The sequence below is a fragment of the Pseudoalteromonas sp. N1230-9 genome, assembly GCF_032716425.1.
GTDB lineage: Bacteria > Pseudomonadota > Gammaproteobacteria > Enterobacterales > Alteromonadaceae > Pseudoalteromonas.
In genome coordinates, this window is record NZ_CP090419.1 from 2,334,710 (window position 1) to 2,355,537 (window position 20,828).

Annotated in this window: 21 protein-coding genes; 10 read left to right on the top strand and 11 right to left on the bottom strand. The window is 39.4% G+C overall.

The genetic code is table 11. The annotated features are described in order from the left end of the window. Positions 1–80: 80 nt before the first annotated feature. Both LY624_RS10895 and LY624_RS10900 read right to left on the bottom strand, forming a co-directional pair. A complete protein-coding gene (locus tag LY624_RS10895; RefSeq protein WP_341802983.1) occupies positions 81–2,336 on the bottom strand; it encodes an aminotransferase class V-fold PLP-dependent enzyme in 2,256 nt (751 codons plus the stop codon). Positions 2,337–2,465: 129 nt separating this feature from the next. After that, positions 2,466–3,536: an AI-2E family transporter gene (locus tag LY624_RS10900; RefSeq protein ID WP_341802984.1), complete on the bottom strand. Its 1,071-nt coding sequence runs from the start codon at positions 3,534–3,536 to the stop codon at positions 2,466–2,468. A gap of 366 nt (positions 3,537–3,902) precedes the next feature. Here LY624_RS10900 and LY624_RS10905 point away from each other — a divergent pair, with 366 nt between their 5' ends. The 5 genes from LY624_RS10905 to LY624_RS10925 are packed head-to-tail and all read left to right on the top strand — an operon-like array spanning position 3,903 to position 7,438. Beyond that, positions 3,903–4,568: a hypothetical protein gene (locus LY624_RS10905; RefSeq protein ID WP_130150651.1), complete on the top strand. Its 666-nt coding sequence runs from the start codon at positions 3,903–3,905 to the stop codon at positions 4,566–4,568. Position 4,569: 1 nt separating this feature from the next. Beyond that, on the top strand, positions 4,570–6,030 hold the full coding sequence (locus tag LY624_RS10910; RefSeq protein WP_130150650.1) for a beta-barrel assembly-enhancing protease: 1,461 nt from the start codon (positions 4,570–4,572) through the stop codon (positions 6,028–6,030). A gap of 54 nt (positions 6,031–6,084) precedes the next feature. Beyond that, on the top strand, positions 6,085–6,432 hold the full coding sequence (arsC, locus tag LY624_RS10915; protein ID WP_062569933.1) for an arsenate reductase (glutaredoxin): 348 nt from the start codon (positions 6,085–6,087) through the stop codon (positions 6,430–6,432). After that, the gene (wrbA, locus tag LY624_RS10920; protein ID WP_062569932.1) at positions 6,432–6,986 is read left to right on the top strand and encodes an NAD(P)H:quinone oxidoreductase; all 555 of its coding nucleotides are present in this window, start codon (positions 6,432–6,434) and stop codon (positions 6,984–6,986) included. The genes arsC and wrbA overlap by 1 nt, the downstream gene beginning before the upstream one ends. Then, entirely contained in the window at positions 6,983–7,438 is a 456-nt protein-coding gene (locus LY624_RS10925; protein WP_130150649.1) for a DUF2069 domain-containing protein, read from the top strand. The genes wrbA and LY624_RS10925 overlap by 4 nt, the downstream gene beginning before the upstream one ends. A 61-nt stretch (positions 7,439–7,499) precedes the next feature. Here the strand turns inward: LY624_RS10925 and LY624_RS10930 are convergent, their stop codons facing one another. Then, positions 7,500–8,837, bottom strand: a complete 1,338-nt coding sequence (locus tag LY624_RS10930; RefSeq protein WP_341802985.1) for an ankyrin repeat domain-containing protein — start codon at positions 8,835–8,837, stop codon at positions 7,500–7,502. 299 nt (positions 8,838–9,136) lie between these two features. Continuing rightward, a complete protein-coding gene (locus tag LY624_RS10935) occupies positions 9,137–9,730 on the bottom strand; it encodes an MlaC/ttg2D family ABC transporter substrate-binding protein (RefSeq protein ID WP_062569929.1) in 594 nt (197 codons plus the stop codon). A gap of 235 nt (positions 9,731–9,965) precedes the next feature. Between LY624_RS10935 and LY624_RS10940 the strand changes: the two genes are divergently transcribed. Further along, entirely contained in the window at positions 9,966–10,502 is a 537-nt protein-coding gene (locus LY624_RS10940) for an acyloxyacyl hydrolase (RefSeq protein ID WP_341802986.1), read from the top strand. Between the two features lie 39 nt (positions 10,503–10,541). After that, complete coding sequence (locus tag LY624_RS10945; protein ID WP_237118251.1) at positions 10,542–10,679, top strand: DUF2897 family protein; 138 nt, start codon at positions 10,542–10,544, stop codon at positions 10,677–10,679. A gap of 35 nt (positions 10,680–10,714) precedes the next feature. Here LY624_RS10945 and LY624_RS10950 read toward each other — a convergent pair whose 3' ends face one another. Beyond that, positions 10,715–12,082: a YjiH family protein gene (locus LY624_RS10950; protein WP_341802987.1), complete on the bottom strand. Its 1,368-nt coding sequence runs from the start codon at positions 12,080–12,082 to the stop codon at positions 10,715–10,717. A 71-nt stretch (positions 12,083–12,153) separates the two neighbouring features. Beyond that, positions 12,154–13,215, bottom strand: coding sequence for an outer membrane protein assembly factor BamC (gene bamC / locus LY624_RS10955; protein ID WP_130150644.1), 1,062 nt, complete (start codon positions 13,213–13,215; stop codon positions 12,154–12,156). A gap of 372 nt (positions 13,216–13,587) precedes the next feature. On the opposite strand from bamC, the gene LY624_RS10960 reads away from it, so the two are divergent. Further along, on the top strand, positions 13,588–14,121 hold the full coding sequence (locus tag LY624_RS10960; protein ID WP_130150643.1) for a glycine cleavage system protein R: 534 nt from the start codon (positions 13,588–13,590) through the stop codon (positions 14,119–14,121). A 10-nt stretch (positions 14,122–14,131) separates the two neighbouring features. After that, the gene (bcp, locus tag LY624_RS10965) at positions 14,132–14,611 is read left to right on the top strand and encodes a thioredoxin-dependent thiol peroxidase (RefSeq protein ID WP_130150642.1); all 480 of its coding nucleotides are present in this window, start codon (positions 14,132–14,134) and stop codon (positions 14,609–14,611) included. A 71-nt stretch (positions 14,612–14,682) separates the two neighbouring features. Here bcp and queE read toward each other — a convergent pair whose 3' ends face one another. Continuing rightward, the gene (gene queE / locus LY624_RS10970; protein ID WP_130150641.1) at positions 14,683–15,348 is read right to left on the bottom strand and encodes a 7-carboxy-7-deazaguanine synthase QueE; all 666 of its coding nucleotides are present in this window, start codon (positions 15,346–15,348) and stop codon (positions 14,683–14,685) included. A 145-nt stretch (positions 15,349–15,493) separates the two neighbouring features. On the opposite strand from queE, the gene queC reads away from it, so the two are divergent. Further along, positions 15,494–16,150, top strand: coding sequence for a 7-cyano-7-deazaguanine synthase QueC (queC, locus tag LY624_RS10975; RefSeq protein WP_058586246.1), 657 nt, complete (start codon positions 15,494–15,496; stop codon positions 16,148–16,150). Positions 16,151–16,190: 40 nt separating this feature from the next. Here queC and LY624_RS10980 read toward each other — a convergent pair whose 3' ends face one another. The 4 genes from LY624_RS10980 to LY624_RS10995 all read right to left on the bottom strand — a co-directional run bounded on the left by LY624_RS10980 (position 16,191) and on the right by LY624_RS10995 (position 20,763). Continuing rightward, complete coding sequence (locus tag LY624_RS10980) at positions 16,191–18,365, bottom strand: exonuclease domain-containing protein (protein WP_341802988.1); 2,175 nt, start codon at positions 18,363–18,365, stop codon at positions 16,191–16,193. A 64-nt stretch (positions 18,366–18,429) separates the two neighbouring features. Continuing rightward, positions 18,430–18,618, bottom strand: a complete 189-nt coding sequence (locus tag LY624_RS10985) for a DUF3185 family protein (protein WP_341802989.1) — start codon at positions 18,616–18,618, stop codon at positions 18,430–18,432. A 64-nt stretch (positions 18,619–18,682) separates the two neighbouring features. Further along, the gene (locus LY624_RS10990; protein WP_341802990.1) at positions 18,683–20,089 is read right to left on the bottom strand and encodes a sensor histidine kinase; all 1,407 of its coding nucleotides are present in this window, start codon (positions 20,087–20,089) and stop codon (positions 18,683–18,685) included. Further along, on the bottom strand, positions 20,089–20,763 hold the full coding sequence (locus tag LY624_RS10995; protein WP_130150638.1) for a response regulator transcription factor: 675 nt from the start codon (positions 20,761–20,763) through the stop codon (positions 20,089–20,091). The genes LY624_RS10990 and LY624_RS10995 overlap by 1 nt, the downstream gene beginning before the upstream one ends. Between the last annotated feature and the right edge of the window lie 65 nt (positions 20,764–20,828).

Consider the following 20,828-nt stretch of genomic DNA (forward strand, 5'->3'; position numbering starts at 1 on the left):
AAGCCGCATTAACATGCGGCTTTCTTATACTAACCCACTTAATTAAATGATTAAGTATTAGTGCGAACTGGTATTGTTCGCTACAGTAAAGCTAAGCCACCATTTAGGTTATAAACATTCTCAAAACCTAATTGAGATAAGTTATTTGCAGCTTGTTTTGAGCGGTTCCCACTGCGACATATTAAGATATAACAATTACATTTATTTAGATGCCCCTGCATAATCTCATTAGCCATGCGGCTAAGTGGAATATTAATCACGTGAGAGTCATCAATCTTAAACTGCTCTGCGATATCAACAACACTATGCTCATAAGGCTCGCGCGTATCGATTAGATAGGTGTCCTTTTGGCAAAGCATTGCTTTTGCTTCTGTTGATGTAAGCTGTTTCATGGGCGCGCTTTCTAATGTTTCGACATAACCGCACAACGTATGATTTACAGCTTGCTTTTGCTGATCGCTTTGTTGCTTTAGCTCAATAAACTCGGCGTCAGAAATCTGCTCGTTGAGCAATTTTGTTAATAGCGGATTTGTCGACTGCTGAACCTGCCAATCCATTGCGAAGCACTGTTGATAATCATGACCAGAGCAAATCACTGTTTTATCATCTATGGTATTTGCAATGTACTTTAATGATTGAGCCATCTGAGCGGCATCACCACCTTCAAGTGAAGTATTACCTAAGCCCCCAGGTAAAATTAAGTCTCCACAAAAACAATAACTAATAGCTTTTGTTTTGTTATCTTTGAGCAAATAACTAACACTGTCTTGACTGTGCCCTGGTGTAGCGACTTTGCTCAAACACATATCGGTTAGTTCAATCTGTTCGGCCTTAACTGGCCAGCCTAGTGCATCGACTTCACCAGCAATACAGTGTTCACCCAACTCTTTACTCAATAAACATCTTGCAGAAAGTCGCTCTTGATGTTGATGGGTGTCTAAAATAGCGTGAACTGTTAATCCTTGTGTCGCAACCATTTTTGCTAAACGCGGAATAAGCTCAATAATAGGATCGATAATCACCGCATGCTTGTTACTATCAACATATAACCAGCAGCACGCAGCTTGATGTCGTAATTGAGTTAGACCAATCGCACACACCTCATGCTGTGGTGTTGTACTGTCTGAAACAACTAAACAGTTTGCTTCAAGAATCGGTTTTAATGAACGAATTTTCTCGCACGCATAATCAATTTCTTGCTGGCTTGCTGCTGGACCAAACGACATGCGAATGGCATTCTCACTTTGCCAATCAGATGCGCCCATAGCATCGAGAACAAAACTACGATTCGCCCCTGAGCTACATGCAGACCCACCACTGACACGAATACCCGCAGCATCAAATAAATCCATCACTTCTTTGCTTGTTAACTCATTAACCGCAAAGTTTAATGTTGTGGGTACTGAGCATGCAAAGCGGTGATTAAATGTAATGTCACCAAAAGTATCCACTAATGCTGCATGTAACTGCTTGCGATAAGCATCTAGCTGCTCAATAGGTTTAAAAACATTGTCTTCTTTATCTAACAACAATGAAAAAAGTTTATTTAACCCTGCAATACCCGGTAAGTTTTCTGTGCCTGAGCGCATGCCACTTTCTTGGCCACCTCCAGCTATAAATGGCGTATATGCACTACCCTTGCGAATATACAAAACACCTATCCCTTTGGGTGCATATAGCTTGTGCCCTGAGAATGGTGCGTAATCAATTGTCGTTTTACTGAGTGATAAGTCCGTTTTTCCTAGTGCTTGTACACAATCTACCATCCAAGCAACATCCGTATTTTTACTGCGGATCACTTTTTCAATTGCTGTTAGGTCTTGGAACACACCAGTTTCATTATTCACTGCCATGGTACAAATCATTAACGCGCGCGCCGCATGCCTAGCAATAAATTCGTGATCTAAAATGCCATTTTTATCAACGGGGATCGCAAGAACTTCAGCATTAATATCTAGCACTGTATTCCAGTGCTTAAGCGTATTAGGAACCGCTTTATGCTCTGTTGCACCATAAAGCAATACTGGGTTATCTATTTTATGATGTTTTGCGGCAATTAAAGTCGATACAACAGCCGTCTGAATACCTTCTGTTGCGCCTGAAGTAAACAAGATGTCACCATCAGTCGCCCCAATTACATCACGGGCTTTACGGCGAGTTTGCTCCAGCAAGTGCTTAGCTTGAATACCTGTAATGTGAGAACTTGACGGATTACCAAAGCAAACTTGCATTGTATGAGAGACAATATCAGCAATTTCAGGAAGTACAGGTGTCGTTGCATTTGCATCTAAATAGATTTGCTGATTTACATCATCGGAGAAAAAAAAGTTAGCCATTAAACGCACCATATTACTAAAAGATATATCTTATAACGTATTTTACATTTTTACCGTGTATAAGAGTAATAATCAATTAAGCAGTAAAGTGCGTTTTCTATACTTTTTAATGCTAAAGAACTGGCTGAACTATTTGCTCTCTATCAAATGTTCCTGCTTGCTCGACCAAGCATTTATTAACGCTTTGACAAGTGACGCTAAAGGAATAGCAAAGAATACTCCCCAGAACCCCCAAAGCCCACCAAAAAACAGCACTGCAACAATGATAAACACAGGGTTTAAGTCAACAGCTTCAGAGAATAATAAAGGGACCAACACATTGCCATCGAGCGCTTGAATAATGCCGTAAATGATCAATATAGTCCAAAACTGGGTCTCCAGACCAAATTGAAACAACGCCACAGCAGCAACGGGGATTGTTACCAATGCCGCTCCCACAAACGGAATAAGTACTGAAAGCCCAACAAGCACACTGAGTAATGCTGCATAACGTAAATCAAGCACAGCAAAGGCAATAAAAGAAGCTGTACCAACAATCAAAATTTCAAACACTTTACCGCGGATGTAATTCATAATCTGCTGATTCATCTCTTGCCATACTTGCAGGATTAAACGACGTTGCTTAGGGATTAAACGCTCAGCACTTTTAATAAGATCTTGTTTATCTTTAAGCATAAAGAAAACTAACAGCGGGACTAAAATTAGATAGATCAACCATGCTGCGACATCTTTTAAAGAAGTAAGCGAGACAGATAGAACAACTTGGCCAAACTCAATAACCTTCGTCTCTACACTACTGACAATAGATTTAACTTGATCTGTTGTGATCAGATTGGGGTAGTCTTCAGGCAAATGCATTAAAAAGGCTTTTCCTTGTTCGACCATGTGCGGGGCTTCTTGCACTAAATTACTTGTTTGCTGCCATAAAACAGGCCCCATACCAATAATGATCATTAACATTAAGCCACTAAACACCAACATCACCAACACAGTGGCTGTAAAACGTTTTAAACCGAGCTTTTCTAAATGAACAACAGGCCAATCAAGCAAATATGCAATCACCAATGCAACGAGCACAGGTACAATTAATGAGCCAAAGAAATAAAACAATGCAACTGTTGCTATTAAAAGTAATAACAGCGTAACTGAATGAGGATCAGAAAACTTATTTTCGTACCAAGCTTTAACGTATTCAAACACAAACAGGCTCCACTGTTAATTCGCCTAAATTTAGGTCAAGTCTATATTGATAATGATGTTTATCTAAAAAACGCAGCATATCATGATTTGAATGGGCAACATCAAATGCAAAAATGACTGTTTGCTTCGTTAATTGTGCCTTTTTTAGCCCTAATTTAAACTGAACAAATTGTTGCGGGCACTTAAACGGCCTCAAATCACATCTCAACATAACGAGACTATCCCGTAATAACTATGAACAATTGGTATAAGCTTTATACATTTACCAAAATAAGGTCGCTAGAATGAATCATAATTCATTTTTTTCTTAAAACACGCAAAACAATAGTTTATCCTTATTTAATAACTGGTAGTAAAGGAAACCTAATGCCTGGCACGCATAATAAAGCGCAATTACCTGCTAATCCAACTCTTAAAGAAATAAATTGGTATAAAAAGCAGATTAACTGGGGGGAGCTACCTCCGTTTTATCACATGGTTGCGTCCTCTGTGAGTGAATCTGAGGGGATTTTAAACCATGGTTTTGATAATGCAGTGAAGCGCCTTATTGATACAAGCAATTGGAATCTTGATACACTTGATGGGCACGTAACCAATTTAGGTGAAATTGTTTGTGAAAACAAACCCAGAATAGCGTTACATCAAAGCTTTACCGAGCGTGGTTTTGAGTTATGGGCTTCGCCATATGCCAAAGATTCAATTGTTGATCAATATGTCAAAGGTAACCGCTTTATGGAGTTTAAGGTATGGGATCCCATCACAATGAAAAACCTTATTCGCATAAATCAGCTACACAAATTTATTGCCTTTTACTTTGAGCGTGGCGATAAGGCCGACAAAGCCCTTATTCTTCATGCGCATAAGGTTGTGCATAAAATCATAACTTTTTTACAACGCGAGTTGAACGTTGTTAAGCTAGGTGGAGTCACAATAAAAGATTTCTATCAATTATGTGAAAAAGATAGCCGTGCATGTAGCGACGAAATAGACCTTGCTAAAATCATGCTTGGTGAGCAGATCAAAAAGGAATAAAATGCGATTTAAATCAGCCTTTATAACACTGTGCAGTGCATTACTCACAATCGTGGTTTTGCACAGTGAGCCGTTGAAGGCGCAAACAAATTTTAAACTTCCCGATTTAGGCACCTCGGCACTGCAAGCACTTCCTATTGAAAAAGAGCAAGCAATTGGTGAAGTAATGATGATGCAGATCCGAGGATCATCACCTGTTGTTAATGATCCCGTACTTGACGAGTATCTCACAACTTTAGGTCGTCGCTTAGTTGCAAATGCCAACGATGTACGTTTTCCGTTTTCTTTTTTCTGGATTAACAACTCTGAGATTAATGCATTTGCATTCTATGGTGGCCATGTTGGTGTTCACACTGGGCTTATTGCTCAAGCTGATAACGAAAGCCAATTTGCGTCAGTGTTGGGCCATGAGATAGCGCACGTAACACAACGTCATTTAGCGCGTAGACTCCAACAACAACAAGACAATAGCGCTTTAACAATTGCAGGTATGATTGCAGGTATTTTAGCAACAGTTGTCTCACCTGATGCAGGTATTGCAATTATTTCAGCAAACCAAACACAAGCCGCATTTAGCCAACTCACTCACAGTCGTGCTGCAGAGCAAGAAGCTGACCGTATTGGTATGCAAACCCTTAACAATGCCGGCTTTGATCCGCGCCAATCAAGCGAGTTTTTAACTAAACTAGCTGCGCAAATCCGTTACAAATACAAGCCCCCTGCTTTTTTGCTTACTCACCCATTACCCGAAAGCCGCGTCTCTGATGTACGCTTAAGAGCTGAGCAATACCCTAAAAAGCACTTCTCAGATAGCTTAGAATTCAATTTAGCAAAAAGTCGTGTTATTGCTCGCTATTATCAAAAGTCTGAAGCTGCTGAGGACCTCTTTCGAAAATTAATGCGTGAAAATACTGCGTATGGCGATACTGCTCTAAAATATGGTTTAGGGATTAGCTTATTAGACCAGAAAAAACTCGATGAAGCTGCCAGTGTACTTGAGCCATTACGCAAAAAAGATCCTAAAAACTTATTTTATATCGATACCCACACTGATCTACTTATTGCGCAAGGTAAAGCAGATGAAGCAGTAGAATATTTAGCAAAATTAAATATTGATAGACCAAATAATCAAGTTATAACCCTCAACTATGCTAATGCGGCTATTGAGGCTGAGCAATACGACGTTGCAGAGCAAGTTTTAAAAACCTTTTTACTTGCTAAGCCTGATCATAATTTAGGTAAAGAATTGATTGCTAACGTTTATAAAAAGCAAAAAAACTTAGCGGCGTATCATGAAGCACATGCTGATGTTTTAGCGCAATACGGTGCCTACTTAAAAGCAGCTGACGAAATTCAAAAAGCATTAAATTTCGTCGAGCCAGAAGAGCTAGTGAAGCAGCAACGTTTAAAAGCATTGCTTACACAATATCGTCAACTACAAAAAGAGCTAGCGAGACTTTAAGTCTCGCCTTGCTTACCCTAAAATAAGCTAAATTATTAAATTAGAGAACACTCCATGTCTGTGACTATTTATCATAATCCGCGTTGTTCAAAATCACGTGAAACGCTTGCCCTTTTAGAAAGTAATAACGTCCAACCTAATGTGGTTGAGTATTTAAAAACACCGCTTGATGAGCAACAAATCGCCACGCTAGTAACGCAACTTGGCTTTACCTCGGCACGTGAATTAATGCGCACAAAAGAAGACATCTACAAAGAGCTTGAGCTTAAAAACGAACAAGACGAAGGCAAGCTAATTGCGGCGATGGCGGCAAACCCTAAATTAATAGAGCGTCCTATTGTAGAGCACAATAATAAAGCTGCGCTTGGTCGTCCACCTGAAAACGTATTAAGCGTACTTTAATGTCACTTAACATTGTTGTGTTATACCACTCAAGTCATGGCTCTGTAGAAGCCATGGCCCACGAAATTGCAGAGTCAATTGAACAGCAAGGTGCAACAGCCTTACTGCGCACCTTTGTTAAACGCCAAGCTCACGATATTGTCATAAGCAAAGACGACCTTATTCATTGTGATGGTCTCGCCTTTGGCACCCCTACCCGTTTTGGTATGATGGCATCACAAGCGAAAAGTTTCTGGGAAACAACCAGTGATCTGTGGCTAAAAGGACAATTGATCGATAAACCAGCCTGTGTTTTTTCGTCATCAAGCAGTATGCATGGTGGTAACGAAGCAACCTTACTTAACTTATCATTACCTTTATTACACCACGGCATGATGTTACTAGGCGTGCCATACGATGTGCCCGAATTACTGAGCACAGAGACAGGTGGAACCCCATACGGTGCAACACATGTTGCTGGTACTAACAATAGTAATGTTCTCAGTAAAGATGAAATGAAAATTTGCCACAGTGTTGGAAAACGTTTGGCGCAGATTGCGAGTAAACTACAATGAGCACAAACTCAGAAGTAACCCCCCCTATTGCCAAAAAACCGATTACAAAACGTTTTCAGCGATTTGCATTAACCGGTTACATTGGCTTATTAATTTTAATGCCTATTTGGTTATTCCTAATTGCTCCTAGGGAAGGCCATAGTAATGCCTTTATATTTGTTGTTTATATAGTGCCATTACTCTTACCATTAAAAGGAATTATTCAAGACAAGCCCTACACATATGCGTGGGCTAATTTTATTGTCATGTTTTATTTTATTCATGGCTTTACACTACTGTGGGTCGCCCAAGATCAACTCATTTGGGTACTGTTAGAGTTAACTTTTGCTAGCCTCATGTTTATTGGTTGCACGTATTATGCGCGCCATCGTGGGCAGGAATTAGGGTTAAAAATACGTAAACTCAAAGAAGAGCTTGCTGAGGAAAAAGCAGCCCACGAGCACGACAAATAGTCACACCATGTGTTTAGCACAGTTACAAATAAAAATGGCAACTATAAGTTGCCGTTTTTATTTAAACCAATTCGGATAAAGTTGCTAATGCAACAATACTGGCTAACCCCACTTGAGCAATCAAGCTAAACAATGAGAATAATCTCAGTAAGAATAAACCCCAAGGATGGCGTAAATGTGGATAAAGTGCGCAACGCTTTAAGCTCGTTGCAAAAAAGAAACACAAAATAGCCACCAAAGTGAAGCTCAGTGTTAATTCACTTTTTATTGCAATACTGTCATCAAAAAAGAAGAATAACTGCATTGGCAGCAACAAGGTAACAATTGCGTGGAGAAGGTGCACTTTCTTAACACGATCAAATTGCCCCTCTGGTGATAATTCTTTAATGCCAAATTCACGCTCAAGACATTTTACAAGGCTATCTGCTTTTATACTCACCGCCAGGCGATAGCAGCTTAAACCATCGTTATTGCGTACACGATAATCAAAACCTTGTTTTAGTAATAACACTAGTAATGGTTCATTTTCAGCAAGCACGGCATAGTGTAATGCTGTATTACCTTTTATATCCTGAATCGTTTTATCTTGATGCTCCAGCAAAGTCTCAACAACATTGACGTAGCCCTTCTCTGTAGCCCACATAAATGCTGTTTTGCCGTTTTCATCTGCCAGTGTGCCCGTTGCTCCTTGCTCAATAAAACGTTTTGCCATTGTTTGCTTAGCACTCTCATGGCTTAAGTGAGCTAACAATGCTTGCTCAAGAAGCGAAGCTGAATCGACATCCGGCGAAACTAATTTTAATAACGTGAAATAATCCTCACCAAGGGCGACTTTTTCTGCGGCAAGTTCTGTTAATTGCTCAAGTTCAGTAACTGAATCAGGTATAAAACCACTGAAACGCTCTCTAAAATCAACTTCAGTCCACAGAACTAATACATCATCCGCGGACATTTTCGCACCTTGACTTAACACATGTTCAATAACAGTAAAATAGCGGCGGTTAAATAATTGGCGAATGAGAGTAATTGGCGTTTTAACCGCAGATTGCGCAAATGCACTCGCATATTGTTCCAATCGTTGGCAAAGCATCAGCACAAGCGTTTCAGGCGTGTAATCGTTTTCATAAAAGTGAGACTTCATTGCATTGATATAATGCTGCGCAGCCTCATCAAACTCAGAAATATGCTGAAAATAACATTCCTCAAATGGCTCAAGGGGTGTTAGCCAAGAAAGATAATAGATAGGAGGTAATACAGTCGTGCATACACCATCGTCTTCATTGGTAGATTGGCATGCAGGCCAAGCTTCTAACGCATCTAAAATATAGGCCCCATTTTGTTCGACTAATCCTTTGATCAGTAACGGGTATTCCTTTGGCCAAATCAGTACATTTTCCATTAAAAAAACACAACTCCGCTGCACATTATTAGATGTCTTATTAAGCTACAAATTATGCCAAAATTTAACTGACACTGCGCTTAATATCACGACCAATAAAAACAGTATCTAATGATACTAAGGTAAGAAGAAAAGTGCCTTAATTCTACCACAGAGGTTAAGAGGTGCTAGCGTAAAGTCAGTGATTTTTAAAGAAAATAGAAAAGCAGTAGCACATGGATACACTGACTGCTTGGTTGGAGACTAAATAAACCTAAACTTACTGAAAATATGTCTTTAACGTAAGTCTAGGTCTAAGCCTATTTGCTGGCTAATTCTTGAGTAACTTCGTCAATACCAACTTGGCTGATACGTTGCAAAACCTCTTTTTGCTTAGCACTCAGTAAAGAAATCCCTTCAGCAACGATATCGTACACTTTCCATTGCTTATTCTTACTCTGGCGTAGCTTAAAATGAAGGTCTATAGTTGGCGCATTCTCATCCACAATTTGTGTTTTAACGGTCGCGTAGTCACCATCGACTAATTGTGCTTGATCAAAGATAACTTTTTGACCTGTGTATTTCATTAACGCACCAGCATAAGTAACAGTTAAATAATGCTCAACCGCTGAAATAAAGCTAACAGCTTGCTCACGGCGCAACCCTTTAATATGCTTGCCAAGCAACTTATATGAAACAAACTTAATATCCATATGCGGTAGCAAACGTTTTTCAACAATGTCTGCCATGGCTTGTGAGCTTGCATCACCTTTTGCGTTTACACTTGCAATGTCTACAAATAAATCAGCGGTCACTGACTCTAACAACTGTTTTGGAGAATTCAGTTGGCTAGCAAAGACACTTGAAGCAAATAGCGCAGTAACAAGTAAAAAGGCGTTAATTAATTTGGTCATGATATGCACTTACCGTTGAAAATTTGAGCCAATATACCGATATTAGCCCCAAATAAAAAGAAACAATCCGACACCTTTTTAATGCCAAATCCGCACCAATCGATTTTTGTTTTAGTTTTCAGTTAATTGCTAAAAAAACTAAGTAAGTGCACAGTAGATGTGTATTTTTGCACATTGAAAAGCCCCCTTGGCCACCCCTATTTACATGCTCATAGTCACTATGAGAAGTCCCGATATGAAAACTACACACATTTTAAACGCCCTAACATTCGTTATAACAGCTAGTTTAACAACACCTGCTTTTGCAAATTCAAATCATGGTTATGCCATTGACTATATTCAAGGCGAAGGAGATGTGAAAGGGGTAAAACTTGCTTATCAATATCACATCCCCCAAGAGCAACTCCCTTTTCAGCATGCACGCCTCTACTTCGAATCAAGCTTTAATATTTGGCAATATGGTAAAGAAAACAACCATCAAACTAACCTAGTTTTAGCCATGTCTCCTGTTATTCAATATCCTGTTTTTAGTGTTAAAAACATCCCTGTTTCAGTGGAGTTCGGGATTGGCGTCTCTTTGTTAGATGACACCCATTTTGCAGGTAAGAACGTTAGCACTCACTACCAATTTGAAGATAGATTAGGGCTCGTCGCAGACTTAGGTGATAATACTAGTTTAGCATTAAGATACTTACATTATTCTAATGCGGGCTTCAAAAGCCCGAACCCTGGCCTTGATTTTATATCTCTGTCTTATGCTAGACGCTTTTAAGTGCTACTATTTATCAAAATTGACTAGTTGGGTTTGAGCATGGAAACATGGCAAAAAATTGCAATTGTTGTTGCGGTTTTCGGCGTTGTTATTGGTAACCTCGCCTTATTAAAACACGCTGCAAAAATGGATTTTAAAAAACCACAAAACGATGATGATAAAAAAAGCCCTGATTAGTTATCAGGGCTTTATAATAATACCTAAAGACTCACTCAGACCAACCAATGAGCCATTAAAACGATAACAGGCAGTGTCACTAACGTTCTTAAAATAAATATCAAGAACAACTCAACGATATTCACAGGGATTTTACTACCCAGTAATAAGGCACCTACTTCAGACATATAAATTAATTGCGTCACACTCATTGCCGCAATAATGAAACGCGTTACATCACTTTCAATACTACCTGCGGCTAAAATAGACGGAATAAACATATCAGCAAATCCCACCATAATAGTTTGTGCAGCAGCTTCCGCCTCTGGTACCTGCAATAGTTCTAAAAATGGTACGAATGGTTTACCCATATACTCAAAAATTGGCGTATATTCGGCAATAATAAGCGCAAATGTACCCACAGCCATAACCACAGGTAACACAGCAAAAACCATGTCAAGGGCATTGTGAATCCCCTCTTTTAAAGTACCAAAGAAACCTGGCGCAGTTCTAGCCTTTGCAAGTGCAACATCAAGCGAGTGCGTTATCAGTGTTTTTCCTTCTGGCACTGCTTCTGCATGCTCATCAGGTTGAGTACCATCAACATATAAATCTTTCTTAAAACGTAAAGGAGGCAAGCGAGGCACGATAAGTGCGGCAACAAAGCCAGCTAGACACACAGTCAAATAGAAAGGAGCAAATAAATGCTCTAATTTAACTTGGCCAATTACAACTAAGCAAAAAGTTATTGATACAGCAGAAAAAGTGGTACCAATAATCGCTGCTTCGCGTTGGGTGTAATGTTTATCTTCATATTGGCGTGCAGTCATCAAAATTCCCACACTACCGTCGCCTAACCAAGATGCTACACAGTTAACTGCGCTGCGCCCTGGCACACCAAATAATGGTCGCATTACTTTCGTCAATAAGGTGCCGACAAGCTCTAACAGACCAAAATTTAATAATAGAGGAAGTAATAACCCTGCTAATATAAATACTGAAAACAACACTGGAAGCAGATCATTTAGAACTAGAGCTCCCGTATTTTTGGAAGTAATCATTTCAGGCCCATACTGGGTATAGGTCAATAGTATAAACACCATACCGAATAGGCGAACACTGAGCCACAACCAACTTACGTCAAACAAATGCTTGATTACAAACACCTTTAAAAGTGCTTTCGGCTGAAATAATTTAATAACTAAGGAAAGCACACCCGTTATACATACAATAGTGGTTATTAAACCTAATGCGAATGGTGCTATCCATTGCTGAACTCCCTTTGCCATCACAGCAATAGGAATAGTCATTGCCTCACCTATGGGCACCGGCGTCATAAACAAAAAGACACCTATAAGTGAAGGAACGAAAAAGGTAAACAAAGTTCGCAAGTTACTGCGATTTGCAGTGTTTAAGTTAGACATATTTTCAACCTGTAAAAACCACAAAAAGAGCGGTGAGGCTCTTTCTGTGGTGGTTTTAACTTTTATAATTATTAAATATTAATACCGCGCTGGCGCAGCGCATTTTCTAGTGCTTGTTGTAGGTCATTCATTGTACCTGGCTCTAATGTAGTTCCTTCAGAGTCCATCCACGTCAGACTCGTACCGCCTTCATTTGTGCGACTTACAAGTATTTGGTATTGGCCATTTTCGATTGGTAACTCTGCTAATTCTTCACCCCAAATTGAATCCCAAACGCTTGACTCAGGCTTCTTGTAATCAGCCGTAATCAAACCTCTTTCTTGGTCAATTTCAACAATCGTGAAAGATAAACGCTCTAAGAAGCCAGAAAAACGATCAAATACCACAAAGTAATCTTGTTCAGTCACTAATGCAGCGTTGCCTTTGTTATCAAATCCCATTTCAAGAGAAATAATACCTTGCTGCTTACGCATTTCGACTTCAAGTTGACGATAACGGTAATCAAACTCAGCAATTACTTGATTAAGCGCTCGTACTTCAAGCTGTTGCTTTAAAAGTGGCGTAAGCTCTTGCGAGTCACTTTTAAAATCAACCAATTTGCTGCTTAATGATGCCGTACGCTGGTGAGATTTTTCTTCAATTGTAAACAAGAATCGCTGTTGTGAAACGTCTGCTTCATCTTCCCAAAACCAAACATCTTCTGGTTTGATGATGCTATACCAATCAGTCTCAATACTGCCAAGCAACTTATCTTCCTTCGTTGCGCGAGTATTCTCTTCATGTAATACAGCGTTAATTGAGTCCCAAATAAACTCGTCTAAGTCAACAATGCCGTCGTTTTTGTCAAAGTATACGCGAGCATCTTTATCACCCTCTTCTACCCAGCTACCCTGAGCAATAGTGATAACTTGTGCGGGTGGACGATAATTTTTTGCTTCTGGATCGTTGTCATATTGAGCAACATCCATTTTATAGGTCAGATCTTGAGCTGGCTGCGCAAGTCCTTCAGGCGCTTTAACCGGTTCGTTAGCACGATAATTACGTTTATGATGTGCTTCGTCAGTAAAGACACCGCACCCTGTTAAACTAACCATTACGCTTACTGCAAGCGCCTTTGAGATCCAATACTGCACAGATATTTCTCCTTAGCAAACCCTTAATTTTTTTAACAAATGTATGAGTGGGTAATGCCGATTTGGTTCACTGTAAAATCATTTTTGACTTTACATTTTTTGTTTTTATGCAAAAAACCCTAATCAATATGGGTTAGCGCGTAACCACTATGTTTGCTTATCGCCTTGCAAAATTTTAACTATGGTACTTTCAGATGCCCCTAAAAACAAGAAAGAGCGTACTTTATTAATGGCTTAATTAATCACCGCTATCGTCTATTCGGTAAATTATGTTAAACTTCGCCGCCGTGCGGTATTAAACTCACGTGAAATCAAAGCTTATTCTGGCTTATATCCGTTGGTATTTATTAATTACTAGGTACTTAAAATTCCATGACTGCTTTTACGAATCATCAGATAGTGCTCACTGCGATCGGTGAAGATAGACCGGGTATCGTTAGCGAACTAACTCAACTAGTGAGTGATTGTCATTGCAATATAATCGACAGTCGAATTGCTATTTTAGGCAACGAATTTACCTTCATCATGTTATTAGCTGGTGACATGTCGGCAATTAGCCGAATTGAACATACATTGCCAACTAAAGGGATGGAGCTAGGCTTATTAACCATGATGAAACGCACAGCAAGCCATGTGGCAAGTGAGTTTTGTGCAGGTTACACACTCGAATACACAGGTATCGACACACCAGGAACTCTCAGTAAAGTGACACGCTTTTTTGCTGATAACAATATCAGTATTTGCTCATTAAAATCAGATACATTTGATGACGATGAAGATGTGAAAATGCGTTGTGAACTAGAGTTTAATATTCCAGTAGAAGTTGATATTGATAAATTTAAAGTTAGTTTTGAAGATCTTTCTCGTAGTTTGAACGTAGACTATATTTTCAGACGCATTCGCTAAGGAGCTAAGCATGAACAAAATTAATCCTCTTCAAGCAGGTGATACAGCCCCAGCTTTTAGTTTACAAAACCAAAATGATGAAACAATCACACTCGCTGAGCTATTAAAAGAGCAGCAAGTGCTTGTTTACTTCTATCCAAAGGCATCCACTCCAGGGTGCACAGTACAAGCTGAAAACTTACGTGATGAAAAAGCTGAGCTTGCTAAATTAAATACACGTGTTGTTGGTATCAGCCCTGACCCAATCAAACGTTTAAAGAACTTTGAAACCAAAAAAGAACTTAACTTTGATTTATTAGCCGACGAAGATCATGCTATTGCTGATGCATTTGGTATTTGGGGTTACAAAAAGTTTATGGGTAAAGAGTACGAAGGTATTCACCGTATTAGTTTCCTTGTAGGCCAAGACGGTAAAATCAAACACGTATTTGATAAGTTTAAAACTAAAGACCACCATCAAGTCGTGCTTGATTATTTAGCTCAAAGCTAATAATTGAACTGAGTATAAAATACAAAAGCGTTGCCATTGTGCAACGCTTTTTTGTTCTACAGAGTAATAAACTAACTAATTCCCAAATATTTATGTACTTGTACTGACAGGCGCCAGTTTTTAGCGATACAGGTCTCAATAGCCAGTTTAGTTGCTGAGGTTTTTTGGCTAATTGGTTGCAGGTACACTAAACGTGGGTTCACTCCTGTTTTTAAGAATAAGTCTTCAAGTTCTTCAACGTGCTTTTGCATTGCAACTGGGTGTTTAATTTCGTCTGCACGTTGCATGGCACTGCGTAATACGTTGTAGCCACCACGCATATTAATTTTTGGTGATACAGTCACCCATGTCTGCTCTGGGACTAAAATTTCAAATGTGCCGCTGGTTTCAATTTGAGTTGAGTAGCCATTTGCGTGTAATAATTCACACACTGGATTTAAGTCGTACATGCAAGGCTCACCACCGGTGATCACCACATGTTTTGCGTTGTAGCCACGTTCTTTAAATAGCGCTAACACTTGCTCAGCCGTTGCTTCTGCCCAATGATCTGAGTCGGCTTTTTTCTCAACCGTGTCATCTAAGGACACTTTATATACATTATCAACATCCCATGTTTGCTTTGTATCACACCAAGCACAACCCACTGGGCAGCCTTGTAAACGTAAAAAGATTGAAGGTGTACCTGTAAAACTTGCTTCACCTTGAATTGTTTCAAACACTTCGTTAATTTTGTACAAAAGACATCTCACTTACGACGCAACGGTATAAAATACATACCATCAAAAAACCAAAAACACGCGCAAAAATTGTTATTTAGGCCCGAGCCGTGTAGTATATCGCGCCCTGAAGTAAACCTCTATCAAAAGTAAGAGCAAAACAGATATGACGCAAAAAGTAGTTGTGATTTATTCCGGCGGTATGGACTCATTTACCGTATTAAATAAAGCCCTGCAACAAGGCCATGAGGTATATGCCCTGTCGTTCGACTACGGCCAGCGTCATGTTAAAGAGCTTAAAGTAGCTGCTCAAGTGTGTGAAAATTTAGGTGTTTCTCATAAGATTGTTGATATTTCAGCTATTAACCAGTTAATTGGTGGCTCATCTTTAACTGATGATATCGAAGTACCAGAAGGTCACTACGAAGAAGAAAGCATGAAGAGCACAATTGTGCCTAACCGTAATATGATCTTACTTTCACTTGCAGTGGGTTATGCGGTGTCTTTAAAAGCAAGCAAAGTCTATTACGGCGCGCATTCAGGTGACCATGCAATTTATCCAGACTGTCGCCCAGAGTTCGTACAAAAAATGGATGATGTTTGCCGTATTGCCAACTATGACGCTGTGGAAATTTTCAGCCCGTATTTAAATAATACCAAAATCGATATTTTGACAGACGGTTTAAAAATGGGTCTTGATTATAGCCAAACGTGGACATGTTATAATGGCCGCGACAAAGCCTGTGGCAAATGTGGTGCTTGCCAAGAGCGTTTAGAGGCTTTTGCATTAAATAACGTTACCGACCCTATCGAATACGAGTAATCTTATTTTGGATGGGACAGATTAAGTTTAAAAGGCGAGTTTAACTCGCCTTTTTTGATTGTGTTTGTTGGATCAAATTTAACAGCTCTGCAGTGGCAGTTGCATCAGCTAATGCTCTATGGTGGTTAGTTAGATTCAGTTCAAAATGAGCCGCCAAGTTACCGAGCGAATAGGACTTAAGCTTTGGAAATGCTCTTCGTGATTCAACCACAGTACATAGCTTGGGCATTTTAAAGCCTTGCCCAAGTGCAGCGTATTCTTTACGAATAAAGCCATAGTCAAAATTCACGTTGTGAGCAACAAATACACTGCCTTTTAATAGTGAGCGTAGTGTATCGGCTACCTCTTCAAAGCGTGGGGCATCACGGACCATGGCAGCATTGATACCGGTAAGTTTAGTAATAAACGGTGGAATGCTTCGCTCAGGGTTAATTAAGCTTGCCCATTGATTTATCACCTCGCCAGTTTGCACTTGCACAACGGCTATTTCCGTAATTTTGTTATTACCTTGTAGGCCGCCTGTGGTTTCTATATCAACCACGCTGTAAATGCGATTAGGGTCATTAAACCAATTTACCGCAACGATGTTCACAGTAAAGCCGTGCTGTTTTAAAACATCAATACTGACAAGTTGGTTACGTCTTAGTTTGTCGCCTGGGGCCTTTACTTCTTCGAATGTGAGCTTGTCCTCTTTGAGCACCATTAAATCTGGGTAACCATCTTTTAGCTGCTTAAATGTTTTTGTCATTTGCAAAACATGTGACTTTAAATTTTGTAAATCACTGTATTTTATAAGTAATTTTAATGGTTCTAAAACATCACTGTGCCATTGAAATAAACCTGTCGGTGTATCGTAAAACTGCCCTGCCGCTTTACACACATGCTTAAACCAAGCATCACTTGAGGTTAAAAATGCTAACTTTTGTTCTATTTGTTTTTGCTGTGAGTCGTAAAAGTTATCAGCAAGAAGTACTTTGGGGTAAATATCAAATTCGTTGCATGGTGGGTGCGGCGTATCAATAAAAAGTTCTTGCCAAAATGTCAGTGTAAATAAGCTCAACCAAAGGTTATTTTCGCTAAAAAAGACAGTGCATTCCTGTTGCTGATAATGCTCACACACCCCTTGCTCTACGTCACCACGATAAATGTCATCAATGTTTAATTGATGCTCTGTATCAACGAGCATTTGCGTTAAACGCGAGCGTTGTTGTTTATTGTATTTGCGTTGTAAGAAATCCTCTGCAAAATACAAAATGCCATCATCAAGTGGATCGTGAATTATTTGCTCAAGCTTTTGCTCAACCCACTCTTTATCCCCCTCTTTATAGCGCTGGCGAATTGCTAGCTCTTGCGCTTCACTACTGCCTTCACAGTATTCGAGTAACTCACATGCAAACGCTAAATCATGCTCCTTCAACTGCTTATATAAGCGAATAAGTAATTTGTTTTTGATACTCTGGGCTAATTCATCTTCACAGCTAATGGCTAAAAGTGCTTGGGCTAAATTTTGATACTGCGCTGCTGACTCGCTTTGCTTAAACTGCATGCGCAATTGATTTAATTGATACTGTGTTTGTGCTTCGGCCAAGGTTTGAAAACGCGACAGCGTTTTGCTGACATCACCACGTACTTTGGCTATCCCTAAATCACGCATCACAAAGCGATTTTGGTGGTTTATATCACCACCACTCAAGCGACCACTATATAAAAACTCAAAGTACTCGTAATACTGGCTTCGGCTATTCATCACAAATTGACTAAAAAGCGTTTCTAACAGATTACTCGTACGATCGATGTGATCTTTGCATAGTTGAATTAATGCCCCTTTGCTTGCTGACTTTTTAAAAACAACAGTAGATGACATTAGCTCATCATTCGCTAAAAGGCTCACCAACTCCGGCTTAGTTAAATGTTCAAGTACTAAGTCTAAATTTTCACTTGTGGGGTGTGCCACCAGCCCTTGCTGCTTAAGCTTAAAAATAGCACCATGAAGATTGGGGATCTCTTCATAATTAAGTGAGGATATTGCGACAAGTCTGGGCTTACGCGAGTAAATGCGCAATAAGGTACACAAGCTTTGCTCATCAAGTTGAATTAACCTTGATAGAAATAACTGCTGCTTAGCCGTTAACAGGCGTGTGCACTGAGTTTGGATAAACTCTGCAAGTTCAAAAAAGTGACTTAAATAGTATTTTGCTGGTAATTGTTTCTGCATAGCTAACACCACGACTGTATATAAACACAGTATCAGGTATTAGCTTGCTAATTTCAATGTTTGATTACTTAACTTTTAATATGCCTACAACCGCACAGATTGCACCACCTACCATACCTAACCACGCTTCAATCGGTGTATCACCACTTAGCGTACGACTTACTTGCGCGCTGGCAGAGTCATATACGTTATATCCCCACACAGCCAGTGCAACACCAATGAGGATAAGTGCAATACCAATTATTTTACCCATAGTTTTTTATTCCTTATTGTTGTACATAATCAGTGTTGCACATAAACACGGAGGCTGCAAAATTTCACTTTAATATCAAACTAAAGGTAATTGTTTGCTCACTTTGCTCAACCAATAGTTCTGCATCAATAGCTTTCGTTAATGCATTTGCTATCGATAACCCCAGCCCAAAGTTATCATTTGACGTTCGCGCGGTGTCTTTTTGCCAAAGTGGGTCAAATAACTGGCTCATTTCCTCCTTACTTAAAGCGGTTAAGAGCGTATTCCTTACCGTTAAAATGATTGAGCTCCCTGCTCTTTTAGTTTTAATCAACACATATGTACCTTCAGGGCTATATTGCTTAGCATTATTCACCAAGTTGGTAATAATAGACTCAAGCGCAAATATATTACTGATTATGGCCGGCAGGGTTTTATCGAGTTCAAATTCGAGTCTCGATGTATCACCGTTTTCCAACACTCGCATAGTCACCTGATTTAAATCACACGCCTCATTTTTTGGCAAAACCTGATCACTGTATTTATGCAGTAGCAACAAGTTAGAAACAATGCTTTTTAGACGCTGGCTAATGTTTAGCACTTCCGGCTTAAAGTCTTCATTGAGTTGTTGTTCTTTGGGAAAACGAATGGCCACTTCTGCCATATTAATTAACTCTGCAATGGGTGTTTTAAGTTCATGGGCGATATCTGACGTTAAACGTTTCTCACGAAAATAAAGCTGCCTGTTTTCTTGTATGAACGCGTTTAGACTCTCAACAATCGGCTGCAACTCTTTTACAGGCTCTTTAATTACAATTTGAGCACTTTTATCGGCAATACTAAGTAGGCTTATATCTTTGTTGAGTTGATTTAATGGCGCAAGCGATGAATCAACTGACTTACGGACAAAAAGTCGAATAAATACAATGACGGTGACGGTCGTGACAACAAAAATAATATCAATGAGCCAAAGAATAAAGTCCACTTCTTCTGATGAGGCTGCGTACGCTAGGGTAAGAGGCATTTGAACAGCAGACTTATTACTTTCGTAGTTACCCGCTCTTACATGCGATTCAGCCTGAGGAAAAAAGCGAGTATAAATGATTCTACCGTCACGGCCATCGGGCAGTTTAGCAGCAATAATTTTCGATTCGCCAACGCCTAAACTTTGCAATGTAAGGGTCTTTACTTTAAATAAATTAAGGCTTTTAGAGCGCGTAAATACGCCTGTTTCTGTCCAGATTTGAAAATATTCAGGTTCAACCTTACCATCAAACTCTGGCATAAATTCACTTGAAAAGTTAAACGCCAGTCCTTGCTCATCTTCATGTACCAAGGTCATTAACATCCCTGCTTTTGACTGCAGGCCGCGATTAAATTCGTTATCAATCCAGCTATCAACAGCAATATCGGTGGCTAATAAAATACTTAAAACAAGCCCAGTAATAGCAATTGATAAAGTGACAACCAGCTTACTTCGAATTGATTTCATCACTTACCTTGTACTATGTAGCCAAAGCCACGCTTAGTTTGAATGGGAAGTTCTCCACCAGCCGCTCTTACTTTTTTACGGGCAGATGATAAATGTGCTTCGATTGAATTCTTGGATACTAAATCGTATTGACCTGCAATGTAACTACTCAGTTTTTCTGCTGTGATGACTTTATTTTGATTACTAAACAAGCACTCAACTATTTTATACTCGTTAGGTGTTAAGTCGATTACTGTATCGCCCACTTGTAATAATTTAAGCTGCAAGTTAAGCGCCAAACTATTAATATAAATCACATCACTTTTTGCTTTCAAATTTCCACGACGCGTTAAGTTTAATAACCGTGCATGTAATTCATCAAACGAAAAAGGCTTTGTTAAGTAATCATCAGCGCCTGTGAGCAGCCCTCTAACTCTATCTTCTGGCTCTTGTTTAGCCGATAAAATAAGTACTCGCACATCAAGCTGCTTTGCTCTGATGGTTTGCAGTAAAGTAATGCCATCAATACTCGGTAGCATTAAATCAAGAACTATTAGTTCATACTCTCCTGACATAGCCATACTTAACCCTTCGGCTCCATCTCCTGTTTCATCAATGGTAAAACCTAAGTTTTCAAGACCTATTCGTAAACTGCGTCGCAAAGACGCCGAATCTTCAATGAGTAATAGCTTCATAGCTCTCTCTTATAAAACATTCTAAGCGTAGCTTACGCTGTAAAACTTAAGATTTACTTAAGGTT